Consider the following 13220-nt stretch of genomic DNA (forward strand, 5'->3'; position numbering starts at 1 on the left):
CCTCTCACACTTGCGTGCAGGCGATCAATGTAACGGACGAGACCGACAAAGCGCCCCCACTTGTTGAGGCTGGCTATTGGCCCAGGCGGGTGAAGTGATCCCGGACCATTCGCTTGTACGCATCGTTAGGTCGAACCGGGCTACCTTCGCTGTCTGCACTCTGTTTGAAGTTAGCGAGGATCAGCTCGAGATGATCGAACGAGAGTCCATAGAGGTGCGCAACCCGCGCATCCAGCTCAGCTCGAAGCTCGCGTTCCTCATCCTTCGACAAGGACGCGCAATCCACTCCGAGAACATCGGCCAACTCATCAAACTCACTCGTTCGGCAGGTCAAACGACCCGACAACCGCACAATTTTCGCTCCCAGGCCACGATCCAGAGGCACATCGACGATAGGCAGTGTGGCCATAATCGACTTTGTGACATGGGCACTGGCCTTACGGCGGACCACGAAGTCAAGTACCAAGCTGTTCATCAGACCCACCACGTACATCATTGCAGCGGCAGAAAGAACAGTTTGATAGCCATTCTTAGACTTATCTCCACTTTCATTCATTTCGAATGTAGACCGATAGAAGTAGTGAAGGGCATGAGTGACGATGGTTCCCGGCGGAAGAACTGCCGCGATCAATGTCCTTTCATCGCCTGGCCGAGCAACTTCACGGAAACACACCCGGAAATGGTCGGAGGGCAGCTCAAGAACTCCGGCGCGCGGACCGGACTGCATGAGTGCCTTCTCGCCTCGATTACGGGCCAACCCCTGAACGTTCTTCTTTTTCGCGCGCTTCCGTGCACGGTTCACCAAAGCCGCCTCCCCGACCTCATCCTTCAAGAAATAAGTCGGCTCAGCAAAATCATGCACGAACTGGTGAATGTGCTTGCCTTCGCGCAGTGGAAGACCAGTGCCCGATTCAGAGAAGAAGGCACGGTCATCATGCAGGTGCAACTCGCGACCCCAGTCGATCTGCCAACCGCCGGTCTCCATAGGCTGAAGTAGAAGCGGCTTACCCTTGTAGATTGCGGTGAGGAGATCGAGCAAGGAAAGGTCACGGGCGTCTGGGATGGCGAGCGTGTCGGGGGCGAGAGCTTCGATAGTGGCACGCGGAATCGGCAGAGTGCGCGACTCCAGGGCAAGCAGGTGCTCAAGCTGGGAGACACCACTGGTGAACGGTAGTGGATCTGTCGCCCCTCCGACCTTAGCGACCAAGAGGAGAAACTGTTCCCGGCTATCGATCGGGAAGATCTTATTAACGTTGTCACAGAGCACAAACTGCTCGATCGTGCAGCGTTCCAGCAACTCGCGGCGATGCTCGGCGGTCGCAGCGTCGGAGATCACCCCGGAGTCGATGACTAGACCGAGACGGCCGCCCGGCGCGAGCAGGCTCAGTTCCCGCTCGAGAAACGTGCGGTAGTAGTTGAACGTCGTGCCGTGCGCGTATAGCATCCGATATTCACCAGACGCGCCGATGAAGCTCTTCACCCCTGCGAGATGCGCGTCCGCACGCTTTCGCGCCGCCACGACCTCCGGCCGCTCATCGAGCGTTGCCTGGCGGGCGAACTTCTCATCCTTCTTCCTCAGCAGCGAATACGCCGGATCGAACCGACCGTAGAACTCGGCGGCCTTGAAGGTGATGCCCTCCCACGGCGGATTACCGATCATCGCATCGAATCCAGCATCGGCGCGCCGCCTCCCATCGGCGTCGAAGAACACCTCAGGAAACTCGATCTCCCAATGGAAGGGCCGGATCCCTTCCCGAACCGCAGTGGTCACGCCCTGGTAAAGCTCGGGCAGCGCGTTGCCGTCCTTGAGTTGTTTCCGGAAAGTCCGCCAGCGACTGCTGTTACCGCGCAGTGGCTTGGCCTCCTGTCCGGTTCTTGGATCGCGAAGGTTGGAGTCCGTGAACATCAGTGGCCCTTCGAAGAAGGGTGCCACCCACCAGTCGCCCATGGCCTGAAGCCGGGCGAAGTCACGACCCTCCAGCAGCCGAGTAAAGCGTTGCTCTTTCGCGCGAATCTGAAGCCGGTCATCCGAAGGGCTGACGGCCAAGCTCTTCCGCACTCGGATGACGCTGGTCAGGTCGGGCTCATCGAGATCGAAGAGGCTACCCTGATCCTCGTTCGCCGGCTGGGCGGCCTTGCCCCGGGTCCCCTGTGCAGGGGCGGGGACGCCTTCCCAGGTGCCAACGCTCGCGCCGATGACCGCGTTGCCGCAGCGCAGGTGCGAGTCGAGGAATGACAGTGGCTTGCCAGCCGCGGCGGTCGCCAGCCAGAGCGAGACTTTGGCCAGTTCGACGGCCATCGGGTTGAGGTCGACACCGTAAATGCAGCGTTCGACGATGAGCCGCCGGTATGCGGCGCGCTGCGCGTCGTCAAGCTTGTGGTCGAGTAGTTCACCCTCACGAGCGAGCGCCTCGCCGTAGGCCTCAGTGAGGCGGTGAACCGCAGGGACCAGAAATGCTCCCGAGCCCATCGCTGGGTCACAGATCCGCAAGCTGAGAATCTCATCGGAGCTGGCGTTCTCGGTCAGCGGGCGCAGAGTCTCACCAACAACGAAGTGGGCGAGCGGCCTGGCTGTGTAGTAGGAGCCGGAGCCCTTGCGTTGCCCTGTGGCTTCGAACAGGTAGAACGTGCCGGTGTCGTACCGCTCAAGTTCCTCGGCGCCGTCAGGGAGCTGGTCGGCATCGAGCACCTGAACCACGGCAGCTTGACCCCGGCCGACCCTGGCCAGGGCCTTCGGGGCAGCGGCGATCTGTGGCTCGAACGAAAGCAACCCCTCGTAAATGCTGCCGAGCTGCTCGACGCCAAGTTCCCGGTAGTTGACGGGCCGGCGTCCAACCGTGCCTTTCCCGACCATACTCTTGACCGGCTCGGTGTAGGAGAGTGCGTCGACGACATCCCGGACGAAGCTGTCGCCGATGGTCAGTTCGGGATCGTCCAGCAAGGGGCACTTGGCCGGGTCGAAGAGCCCCCCGTCGAAAGCAGTGATCTGGAGTTCGCCCGCGTCGGCGCCGTCACGGAGCATCGCCCACTGCGCTCGCAGTGAGCTCCACAGGTAACCGCCATCTGGAGTCCACACCGACTGGGGGTCGATGAGCTGCTTGCGAAGTCCGCGAAGTGCGTAGCCATGGTCGTAGGCGGGTGTTCCGACCGGGAGCAACCCACGGTCCTCGGCGTAGGAAACAAAGAGCAGCCGATACGCAATCTTCAAAGCGTCGGCAAAGAGCGCTCTAGGCGCGGGGATCGGTTCGCCGCGTCGTCGCCAGTCAGCCAGCGCGCCATTGGCGATCGCGCTCAATGCCGCGCGCACGCCGCCGGACAAGTTTTCGCTAACAGCGCTGGCGGCATGGGTGCTCGCCGCCTCAAACCGGTCCCACAAGCATTCACCGTTGCTGTCGGCTGTGAACGCTTCTGGGCGGAGCAGAGCCCATAGGACTCGCCATTCGTGCTCGTCGCCGAGTTCTGCGAGGCCATGGAGGTCGACCGACAGGTAGCTCGCTTCGCCTCCCAGGCCGGGATCGCGGCGAATAACACGCAGCTCAAGCCCATTGCTGAGCAAGACAGCAGGCAACTTGCCTTCCCTTGCACACACTTCGGCCTGTCTCTGGGGCCGGAGCTTGCCCGTTCGTCGGCCGCTAGGCGCGGTGTCGAGGTGCTGGCTGGGTGGGGTGACGAGCACCCAGGCCAGATCATCGGGCGAATCCTCGGGATGGGCGGCGACCGCTTCCTCAACGGGGGGCAGCGTGGCTGGGAACCTCCAGCCGAAGCAGGCCAGCCAGCTGAATACACGCTTTCGGGTCTGGCCGGTAGTGCTGGTCTCGTCGATGTCCGCGACAAGGGCGCGAAGGTGCTTGCGGGCCTCCGGGATTCCTGACGCGGCGTCCTCCGCACCGATATGCGCATGCTGCTCGCGGAGGAACAGCCCAGGGTCGGACAAATAGTAGGACGACAGCGTGGTGCCGGCGACGGTGATGTTCAGCATGGTTACGCCTCCACGCGGACGATGCAGCCGACAGGTTCCGCAGAGCCGACCGGGGCGACCTGGAAGCCGCGAGATAGCGAGTTACGGCGCTTGGCGAACTCCTCATCAATGACTGCCTTGGCCTCGTCAAGGCTGTGGAAGGCGCCGTGACCCATGTCGGTGAAGAGCCCGATCTGAACGGAGTCTCCGAAGTGTGCGGCGAACTTGTGCTCGGTCTCGGCCAGCTCAGCCTCGTGCCACCGGTCGAGATCACGCCGTACACGCGCGGCCTCGGTATTCAACTGCGCCTGGAGCTTCTCTGCGCGAGCGGTCAGCCTACGGGTGGCCTCCTGCTGCGCGTGCTCGGCGGCGCTGTCGAACCCTGCCGCGAGACGCGCGCGCGCTTTGCCCACGGCGTCAACGGCGTTGGCAACAGCACGTTGACGCAGCAATTGCAAGTCGGCCGTCTCATCATGCGATGAAGCGCCGTCGCGGGGTACGAACACAGGGATGAACGGCTCCTCCAGGACTCGGCCGTCGTCGGAGACGACACGACCGACGAACGTGAACAGGTAGCCCTCCTCCCGCTCGACCGCGCGGACAGCAACCCGGTCGGATGCCTTCTCATCGTAAAGACGAGTCCGTACAAGCTGAAGAACTGCGCGCACCAGGGGATGGACGGGGGTGAGGAACGCAAGACCTCGGTTGGCCGGGTCCAGGGCCACCGAGCGATTGAATGTCGCCTCGAACGGTTCATCAGGCACCTGGGGATACTGGCTGAGCCTCGATCCGGGAAGAATCTCAACGATGTCACCTCTTCCCTTGACCTTGCCTCCGCTCTGCTCAACGACCGAAGTCACCAGGCGACGGAAATCCTCGAAATCGGGCAACAGCCAGCGCGCCTGCTCCCGGGCCGTGTCGGTGTCGGCCTCGGCTTCCTTCTCGTTCCGCATGCCCTGCATGAGCGCGAGTGCACCGGTGCGCTCCAGATAGTCGCGAACCTGCTGAACCGCACGCTCCAACCGCGCTTCCAGCTCCTCATCGGAGACGTCCTCCAGGAGTGCGTCAGCGATATCAGTGCGTCCGGCCACGCCCAGGACGTCACTGCTGGAGCCGAGTTGTTTGGCGATCACTCCCAGCTTCTGGCGAAGGCGCTGAAGGATCTGCTCGTCACGGGTGTCGGCAAGATAGAGGTAGCTGATCTCAACGACTTCCTTCTGCCCGTACCTGTCCACACGGCCGTTGCGCTGCTCCAGTCGATTGGGGTTCCACGGCAGCTCGTAGTGGACGACGACGTGACAGGCATCTTGAAGGTTGAGTCCCTCACCCGCGGCGTCAGTGGCCAGCAGGATGGCGCCCGGTGTCCCGGAGAACGTTTCAAGTAGCTCATGCCGCCTGCCGAGCGGCACTTCTCCATCGATGCGGAAGATTGGCCCAAGTCCGAGATGGTCCTCCAAATATTGCAGAGTGTCCTTGTATTCCGTGAAGATGATCACTCGCTCGCCGCGACGGCCCGCGCGGAAGCCTTCCAGCCAGCCACGTAGCCGCGTCAGCTTGCTGTCGTCTCCTGGGGCCAGCGCTCGGACCTGATCCAAAAGGGTACTGACCAGGCGCTGTTCTTCGACGAGGTCACTGGCTGGGAGGTGCGCGGCGATGCCCTCCAAAGCGAGTTCCTCCGCCGAGATCAGCTCAGCTTCCGGCAACGCCACGTCGCCCCGGTACTGCTGGAGCACTTCCTTCCGCTTCCGCCCAGCGTGTTCGACAGGCGTCCCAACGAGCATGGCCAGACGGCGCTCAAGGCTTTTCATCAGGGCGAACGGGCTGGACAGCGCCCGCTTACGCAGCACCTCAAGCGCGAAGGCGTGGGCATAGTACGAGTCGGTGTCCCGCAGGGCACGTAGAACGCGCTTGCTGTGGCCGCGCAGCCGCTGGTGGATCTCCTTCTCCCGGCCACTCGGTGAGACCTCGATCGGCTTCGGTGGATTGCGTCGGCTGATCGGCTGTGGCGGATTACCGCGTGCGACGTCGTCCTTGAGCCTCCGAACAAGATAAGGCCGGACAAGGTAAGGATCGAGCCGCCCCTCATCAGTGGCTAGGTGTGGAGACAACAGCTGCAGCAGGCTGGCAAACGACTCCGGGTAGCCGTTGTGTGGGGTAGCCGAGAGGAGCAACAGCTCTCGGCTATGGTCAGCAAGGACGCGAGCGAGACGACTGCGATCCGTCCCAGTCGACTTCCCCTCACCGGCGTATGCGCGAGCGACATGATGTGCCTCATCGATGATCACAACGTCGAACTGAGGCGCAGATTGGATAGCCGACAGATTGCTCTTGAGGTAGTCGATGGACGACACCGCGTACGGCACGGCCGTCCACGGACTAACCGTCGTGGGGTTGTCCCGTCGGAGGTTCAGCCACTTTTTGCTGTCGACCTTGGCGAAGTCCAGGTTGAACCGGAAGCGCATTTCATCGACCCACTGGTCCTGCAGTCCTGCGGGGCAGGCGATGAGCACCCGGTCTGCGCGACCGCGCCGAGCAAGTTCAAGCAGGACAAGCCCTGCTTCAATGGTCTTCCCAAGGCCGACGTCGTCGGCGATCATGAGGCGTACGCGCGGTTGACGGATGCCCGCCAGGACCGGGACAAGCTGGTAGGGCTCAACATCGATCCGACCGTGCTCTACCGCCAGCAGGTCACCACGGCCATGGGCCATTGTGAGCGCGAGCGCGTCGTGAAGTTGACCGAGGACGATGGGATTGCCCGGTTCGAACCGGAGCTTGGTCGTCTCCTCCAGCTTCAGCGTGGGCTCCGCCGCTGCCAGCACCCTGAGCCGGCGTGGACCGGATCGATCGTCCGCTCGGCGGAGATCAAGGAAGGTCTCTGCGCCGGCTCCGCGCACGTCCTCGATCTCCCACAACCGGTCACGGAGTCGCACTCGCATCCCACGCTCGTACATAATTCGCGAGCTCTCCCCATGATGTCGTGATACCAGACGCCCTAGGGTACAGCCGAAGCGACCTGTTCGGCCTCCCACATGAACCGGATCGAAACCGACCGGAATGACAGGCCATACCGACCCTGCGTGTCGTGACCGGAGGCGGGCTCAAGGGCTCCGAGATTCACGTGCGCCTCCTTGCTAACTGAACCTCTTGCCATGGCGTTAGCGGTAGGAAGCACAGGCAGGATGCAGTGCGGCACACACTTCGACGGGTTCGCGAGATGAACTGGGTGCGGCTCCTTTTGAGGGACCGAGCTGATCAGGCGATGAGCTCGTAGTCGTGCTGGCCGTGGACGCGCTGATGTTCTTGGCCGAGGTGATGGCGCCAGTATTCGGGCAGATCGTTGTTGGTGATGAGGGCGCGGAGCTTCAGGATGGCTTCGGCTCCAGCAAGGCCCCAGCGGGCGCCGGTGATATCGAGGCGGTCGGCGATGAGGTGGCGACAGGCGCCTTCGATGACGCCGGTCGCAATGGGCCATCCAGCGGTCAGGGCCTGGTCGTAGCGGAGGAACTCGGCGTGGTCGGTCAGGTAGCGGATGCAGGCGTCGATGCCGACTCGCTGGCCGGTGGGCAGTTGCGCGGCCTGGGTGTCGAGATCGGTGATGACCTGGCGTGTGCGTCCGGCCAGGAGAGCCAAGGCGTGGGTGGCGACCCAGTCCTCGGCCGCGGGATCGGCTGGTCGGTGTAGGCACCACGCGCTGGCCCACAGCTTTTCGATGACGTGAATGAAATCGATGACGATGTCGATGACCGCACTGCGGCGGATGGCCTCGGCGCGGATGAGGTCGAGTTGGTGGCGGGCACCGTCGACGAGCACGACCCAGGCCCGAGCATGGCGGGGATCGCGGGCTTCGGCCTGGTCGAACAGGGCGGCAATCACCTCATCCGGGTCGTTGATCACCGAGCCGCACAGCCATTTCCCGCTCGCGTGCGGCCCTGGCCGTGGCCTGCGTTCGCTGGTGCGTCCGCCGGGCAGGGCGATCACATCGTGCGGACGACGCGGCGCGGGCTCGGCATCGTAGAGGGCGGCGAGAGTGGCCATCCGCTTGCGGCACGACTTCTGACCGGCCGCAAGGCGGGTCCGGAACGTGCGGGTGGCTCGGGCAGCCGCTTTCGCGGTGGCCGGGCGAAGCGCCTCGGGCCGCATCACCACGCCCTTGGCGTCACAGCTGAGCACCAGCAGCTCATCACGGGTCCGCGGCACGGGGGTGCGCTGCTGATAGAAGGCGTCGATATCGACGGCGGCGGCCTGGACCAGGCGTTGCAGCTGCCGTTTGCCGAGCACGTTCCCGCACCGAGCGGTGATCGCGGCGTGTGCGGCATCGAACGAACCGCGGACCGCTTCGGCCACCGCCAGGCGGGCCAGGCCGTGGCTGTGCCGACCCGCGGGCAGCGACAACGCCATGTCCGCGGGATAGACGTTCGGCAGGCCGGGAGCACGCCAGGCGCACCGCGTCACGGTCACCGTCCCGAAGACGGTGGCCAGCAGCCGGTGATGCCGCATCTCCACCCGCCGCCGCGGCAGGCCATCAGCTCCCACCACCGCGGCCCCACCGATCCCGGCCTCGGCGACGGCGTCCTGCTCGCGTAGCGCCCGCAGGTCCAGATGGGCCTGTAACAACAGCCGCAGCAGCTCACGGCCCTGCTGCTCGATCACCTCCTCAAGCCGATCATGCGTCCAGGACGCGGTCTGGGGGTCGGCGAGCTGTCCGAGTAGACAGTTGAAGGTTTCGATCGCCGCTGCAAAGACGTCAGCGGCCGCGTCTGCACAGTACGGTTCCACCGCAGGGCTCTTCTCGTGGGCGGTTTCGACTGGTTGGCACCTTCGAACCTCCCTGGCAGGAGAGCCCCGCCGCAATCACTGCGGCGGTGAGGACCCGATGCCATCACCGGAACCAGCCGGCCCCCTCTTCGATGCGCGGCCGGTCACCTGCCCGGTCACCTGCGCGGCTACCTGCTCGGTCACCATGAACAAGCCAGCGCCCACCTCCTCCAGCCAACCGCGCTCGACCAGCCGTTTCAGCTTCGACCGCAGCCCCTCCCGCGTCGAGGCCGCATCCTGTAGGCCCATCGCCACCAGCAGCTGCCCCGCCCGCATCGGCCCGCCCCCATCAACCAAGATCTCAACCGCGTCCCGATACGCCTGCGGCAACACCTTCGTCCCCATCCCCGAACGCCATCGCGGCACCGTCACCACCCCCAACCGCACCACCTCCGGGGGCCCCTCTTCCGCCCCCGCGGCATCAGCCGAGCCGCCCTCCTCTTCGGGCTCCTCGACCTGCGAGGCGGCCTCACCAAGGATCTCCTCAACCGTCTCGCGCGTGACCACCAGACGAGACAACCGGTCCTCCTCGGCCCCCAGCCGCTCGGTCAGCTCGCTGATCTGCTGTCGCAGCCCCTCGATCCGACGCCGAGCTGCAGCCTCCCGCCGCGCCAGCTCCTCCAGCAACGAGCCCATCGCCACCACCGCCTTGCCTCAGACGGTAGGACGCGATCCCTCACACAACCAGGCCCGAACCACGAACCCCCAGCTCAGCCACTCCCTCAGAAGGAGCCGTACCCAGATGAACTTCCGGATGGGCGAGCACACCACAACCATCAGCGGTCTCGCGCAGAGTCCAAATATTCCCAACCCGGCATAATGTCGCTGCCGCCCCAAGTCGGTACCTGGGGCCAACACGCTCATCGAGAACCTCGCCAGATTGCTATGCCCACGCCTCCAGAGCGTCGCTTACCGAAGGAGCGTTCTTCGCCAGTGTCGTCCGCCAGTCAAGGCGACGGCGGTGCTGAAGGTGACCGATGACGACGATGCGCGCCACCCCAAGCCCATCGGCCGCCTGATTGACCCAATGCGCACTGATGCGGGCTGGGATGTCGGGGACGCCGTGCGGAAACACCAAATTCGTGGCCTCCCTGTCCGCGTCCTTCTCCCGCCCTGTTTCGTTACTTTGAGTATCATCGAGCCCTTCGACGATGAGGTGCTCGGCGTCGACATGCTCGAGCAGGATGTGCGCGATCTCGTGAAACAGAGTGAACAGGACTTTATCGAGCCTTTTGCCACGGCCGGACAAGCCAATGACCGGATAGCCGTCGACCCACATCGAGCACCCATCAATCTTGGCGCCCGGAAGCGATTCGACGTATACCAGGCGCACACCGACCGCGCTGAACCGGTCAGGCAGGTCATGGAAGTCGGCGACCGACTTGAGCGTGCTCGAAAGAGTGCTAGCGAGCTCCCTTAGGCGGCTCGCAGAGTACCTCTCCTTCGGGCGAAGCTTGCGGGCCTCCCTCCTGATACACGCGACCCATGCTCGCTGTAGCAAGCTGATGTCTTCGCAACGGTTGGCGCGCCTCGCTGCCGCTGCGAATCCTGGCTCATCGTCAAGAGAGTCCAGCTCGAACAGTTCCTTCACCTCGGCCTCAAGGGCATCCAAGGTCGCGCCGGTAAGGAGGCCGCGCTTCTTCAGCAGCTGGATCGGGCCCTTGTCGTTTAGACGAGCGCGCCGGCGCACCTCATCCAACTTGACTTGGGTGTCCTCGTTCTTAAACTGCTCGGCGAGCAGGTACTGGTCCTGAAGGTTAAGCCAGAACTCGGCCGTGTGGCCCAGCGCGGCGCCGATCTGCGCCGCCGACTCCCTGGTGATCTCCTTCTTGCCCGTGACGATCTCGGAGACGAACTGGGTAGGGCGGTCCAGAACCGCGGCGAAATCAGCTTGAGACCAGTCTCTGGCCTCAAGCTCCCTCCCGAGGAGTTCACCGACCGGCACCTGGGCGATCGGTAGCGGGTCGTGTGGGCGGTTACTCATCGCGAGGTTTCCATCTCTGGAGCCAAGAGCTCGAAGACCACGGCTCCGTGGCTCTCCGCGTTCTTGAACGTCAGGTTGATAGCGCGGCCGGAGCTCAACGTCGCCCGTGCCTTGTGCGGGTCGCGGGTGTCACCGGGCTGGATACGCAGCATGCGGCAGTTCCGCAGGTCGGTGTCGAGGCTCGCTGCCCGCGCGCACTGAACGAGGACTCGAAAGTCCGCGACCTCCCGGGCAGTCCAGCCTCTCGGCCGGAATGCGGGGTCCGTGGCGAGGCGATGCAACTCCTCGTCCAGGTACTCCCGGTCCACGTATCTGCTCTCCATCACCCATCGGCTGATGACGCACTACTTCAAGTGGATGCTACAAGCCCACTCGGGTTGAAGCGCAGACCCCTCGACAGGATAACTCGAATCATTGTCATCACCCAAAGGGTGATGACAATGATGCTACAGTCGCATGTGGGTCCACCGAGCAGCGGTGGGCAGGATGGAAGGGGAGTGCCATGGTTATGGCGCCCATTCACGAGCCGGACGACATCAGGAACAAGACGTTCGAGGTGATCATCAACGGCACGCCGGTCGTCCTCGACCACGACACCGTGACCTACGACGAACTCGGGCAACTCGCGCACCCGGGTCACAATCCGCAGGCGATGTTCACCATCACCTACAAGAACGCCATCGGACCCCACGGCGGGAACGGCGTCCTCGTCGCTGGCGAGTCCGTGAAGGTCAAGAAGAAGGGCACGAGCTTCAATGTCCGGCTCACGACTCGTTCGTAACAGCGCCGACCTGGCGCGCCTGGTGCAGGACGGTTACGCCGTCCGCATCGTGGGCGGGTTCCTCGTCGTCGACGACATCCCATTCGTCAACGACGAAGCCCAGGTGCAGTACGGCTCGTTCCTCTGCCCACTGGATCTAAGCGGTGACACCACCGTCGCCCCGAGCAGCCATGTGATGTGTTTCGTTGGCGGCGTCCCCCGCGACAAGAACGGCCAGCCCATCGACGGCCTCGTCAATGACAGCGTCGAGAAGTGGTCAGCTGACCCTGACCTCACTGCGGTCTGTGGGTTCTCCCAGAAGCCCAACGGCGGCTACCGGGACTACTACGAGAAGGTCACCTACTACGCTGCGATGGTCCTCGGGCCCGCCCAGACCGTCGCCCCCGAGGTGACTCCGCTGACCTTCAAGCCAGTCGAGACCGACGAGGACGACGGCGTCTTCCTCTACCTCGACACCTTCTCAAGCAGGGCCGGCATCACCGAGTTCAATTCCCGTCTCGCCCTGAAGAAGGTCGTGATCGTCGGCCTCGGGGGAACCGGCGCTTATCTGCTCGACCTGCTAGCGAAGACCCCCGTAGTCGCGCTCCATCTCTACGACGGCGACTTCTTCCGCACCCACAACGCCTACCGGGCCCCCGGCGCAGCCGGGATCGAGGACCTTCGAGCTGGCCTGAAGAAGGTCCATTACTACGAGCAGATGTACTCAGCAATGCGTCGCGGCATCAAAGCGCACCCGGTGAATGTCACCTCCGAAAACGTCGACGAGCTCCTCGACTCCGACTTCGTATTCCTCGCGATGGACACCGGCCCGGACAAAAAGATCATCATCGACGCACTCGTCGCCAATAGCGTCCCGTTCATCGACAGCGGCGTTGGGGTCAGCAAAGACGCCGACGGCATCAATGGACAGGTCCGTATCACGGTTTCGTTGCCCGGCCGCATCGAGCACATCCAGCGAGACAGCTTGATCTCCTTCTTCGTTGGCGACGACGCCGAGTACGACACCAACCTGCAGGTCGCCGAGCTCAACTCGCTCACCGCCAACCTAGCTATCTTCCGGTACAAGAAGCACCTCGGGTTCTACGTAGATACCGAAAACGAACTGCACACCGTGTACGCGATCGACTCCAACGAGCTCTACAACCGGTACGGCACCCCTTCAGTCCAAAGCGAGGACATCGAGCCTGACGCTCAGGCCGCGACGGGCTCGGCTGGCACTAACGCGGGCGATAGTTCGGGAGCCGCCGTGTGAAAGCCCAGGCCCTGACGCCGGTATTCACCGAATACATCCCGGCCGAACCCGAGCCGGGCAATCTGTACATCTCAATGCAGTTCGAGACCGCAGTCCACCTGTGCGCGTGCGGATGCCGCTCGAAGGTCGTGACCCCATTCGGACTGCATGACTGGATCCTGACCTTCGACGGCACAGTCTCCCTGCGGCCGTCCGTTGGGAATGGCCAGCAACAATGCCGGTCGCACTACAACGTCCGGAACAACCGCATCGACTGGCTGCCGCAGATCTCGGCAACAGCCACTCGATCCGCTAACTTCCGCGACCGCGCTGTGCATATGGAATCGATATCCCATCCGATGCCGCAGTCGCCTGGGTGGCTGCGAATCTGGACCCGCATACGACGACGCCGATCAACCCGCTGAACACAGAAGATCAAGACTGTGAACAT

General features: G+C 63.6%; 9 protein-coding genes. 3 read left to right on the forward strand and 6 right to left on the reverse strand.

What is annotated here, in order from left to right; translation table 11 throughout:
* Positions 1-73 precede the first annotated feature (73 nt).
* The 6 genes from ACIBQ1_RS36985 to ACIBQ1_RS37010 all read right to left on the reverse strand — a co-directional run bounded on the left by ACIBQ1_RS36985 (position 74) and on the right by ACIBQ1_RS37010 (position 11083).
* The gene (locus ACIBQ1_RS36985; RefSeq protein ID WP_397284104.1) at positions 74-3979 is read right to left on the reverse strand and encodes an Eco57I restriction-modification methylase domain-containing protein; all 3906 of its coding nucleotides are present in this window, start codon (positions 3977-3979) and stop codon (positions 74-76) included.
* Between the two features lie 2 nt (positions 3980-3981).
* Positions 3982-6870: a helicase-related protein gene (locus tag ACIBQ1_RS36990; RefSeq protein WP_397284106.1), complete on the reverse strand. Its 2889-nt coding sequence runs from the start codon at positions 6868-6870 to the stop codon at positions 3982-3984.
* A gap of 340 nt (positions 6871-7210) precedes the next feature.
* Positions 7211-8734: an ISKra4 family transposase gene (locus tag ACIBQ1_RS36995; RefSeq protein WP_397284108.1), complete on the reverse strand. Its 1524-nt coding sequence runs from the start codon at positions 8732-8734 to the stop codon at positions 7211-7213.
* Between the two features lie 75 nt (positions 8735-8809).
* Positions 8810-9409 (reverse strand): hypothetical protein, encoded by a 600-nt coding sequence (locus ACIBQ1_RS37000; protein WP_397284110.1) that lies wholly within the window; start codon positions 9407-9409, stop codon positions 8810-8812.
* 247 nt (positions 9410-9656) lie between these two features.
* The gene (locus tag ACIBQ1_RS37005; RefSeq protein ID WP_397284111.1) at positions 9657-10757 is read right to left on the reverse strand and encodes a hypothetical protein; all 1101 of its coding nucleotides are present in this window, start codon (positions 10755-10757) and stop codon (positions 9657-9659) included.
* Entirely contained in the window at positions 10754-11083 is a 330-nt protein-coding gene (locus ACIBQ1_RS37010; RefSeq protein WP_397284113.1) for a hypothetical protein, read from the reverse strand. The genes ACIBQ1_RS37005 and ACIBQ1_RS37010 overlap by 4 nt, the downstream gene beginning before the upstream one ends.
* A gap of 182 nt (positions 11084-11265) precedes the next feature.
* On the opposite strand from ACIBQ1_RS37010, the gene ACIBQ1_RS37015 reads away from it, so the two are divergent.
* From ACIBQ1_RS37015 to ACIBQ1_RS37025, 3 genes are read left to right on the forward strand one after another with little or no spacing between them, the layout of a single operon-like run.
* Complete coding sequence (locus ACIBQ1_RS37015; RefSeq protein WP_397284115.1) at positions 11266-11538, forward strand: multiubiquitin domain-containing protein; 273 nt, start codon at positions 11266-11268, stop codon at positions 11536-11538.
* Positions 11513-12790, forward strand: a complete 1278-nt coding sequence (locus tag ACIBQ1_RS37020) for a ThiF family adenylyltransferase (protein WP_397284117.1) — start codon at positions 11513-11515, stop codon at positions 12788-12790. Before ACIBQ1_RS37015 ends, ACIBQ1_RS37020 begins: the two co-directional genes overlap by 26 nt.
* The gene (locus ACIBQ1_RS37025) at positions 12787-13194 is read left to right on the forward strand and encodes a DUF6527 family protein (protein WP_397284119.1); all 408 of its coding nucleotides are present in this window, start codon (positions 12787-12789) and stop codon (positions 13192-13194) included. Before ACIBQ1_RS37020 ends, ACIBQ1_RS37025 begins: the two co-directional genes overlap by 4 nt.
* Positions 13195-13220: the final 26 nt, after the last annotated feature.

It is taken from the genome of Nonomuraea sp. NPDC050153, from assembly GCF_044460125.1.
Classification (GTDB): domain Bacteria; phylum Actinomycetota; class Actinomycetes; order Streptosporangiales; family Streptosporangiaceae; genus Nonomuraea.

Excerpts from the sequence above, each read along its gene's own strand:
- ACIBQ1_RS36985 (WP_397284104.1), bottom strand. The coding sequence starts at position 3,979 with ATGCTGAACATCACCGTCGCCGGCACCACGCTGTCGTCCTACTATTTG.
- ACIBQ1_RS37000 (WP_397284110.1), bottom strand. The coding sequence starts at position 9,409 with ATGGGCTCGTTGCTGGAGGAGCTGGCGCGGCGGGAGGCTGCAGCTCGG.
- ACIBQ1_RS37005 (WP_397284111.1), bottom strand. The coding sequence starts at position 10,757 with ATGAGTAACCGCCCACACGACCCGCTACCGATCGCCCAGGTGCCGGTC.
- ACIBQ1_RS37015 (WP_397284115.1), top strand. The coding sequence starts at position 11,266 with ATGGCGCCCATTCACGAGCCGGACGACATCAGGAACAAGACGTTCGAG.
- ACIBQ1_RS37020 (WP_397284117.1), top strand. The coding sequence starts at position 11,513 with ATGTCCGGCTCACGACTCGTTCGTAACAGCGCCGACCTGGCGCGCCTG.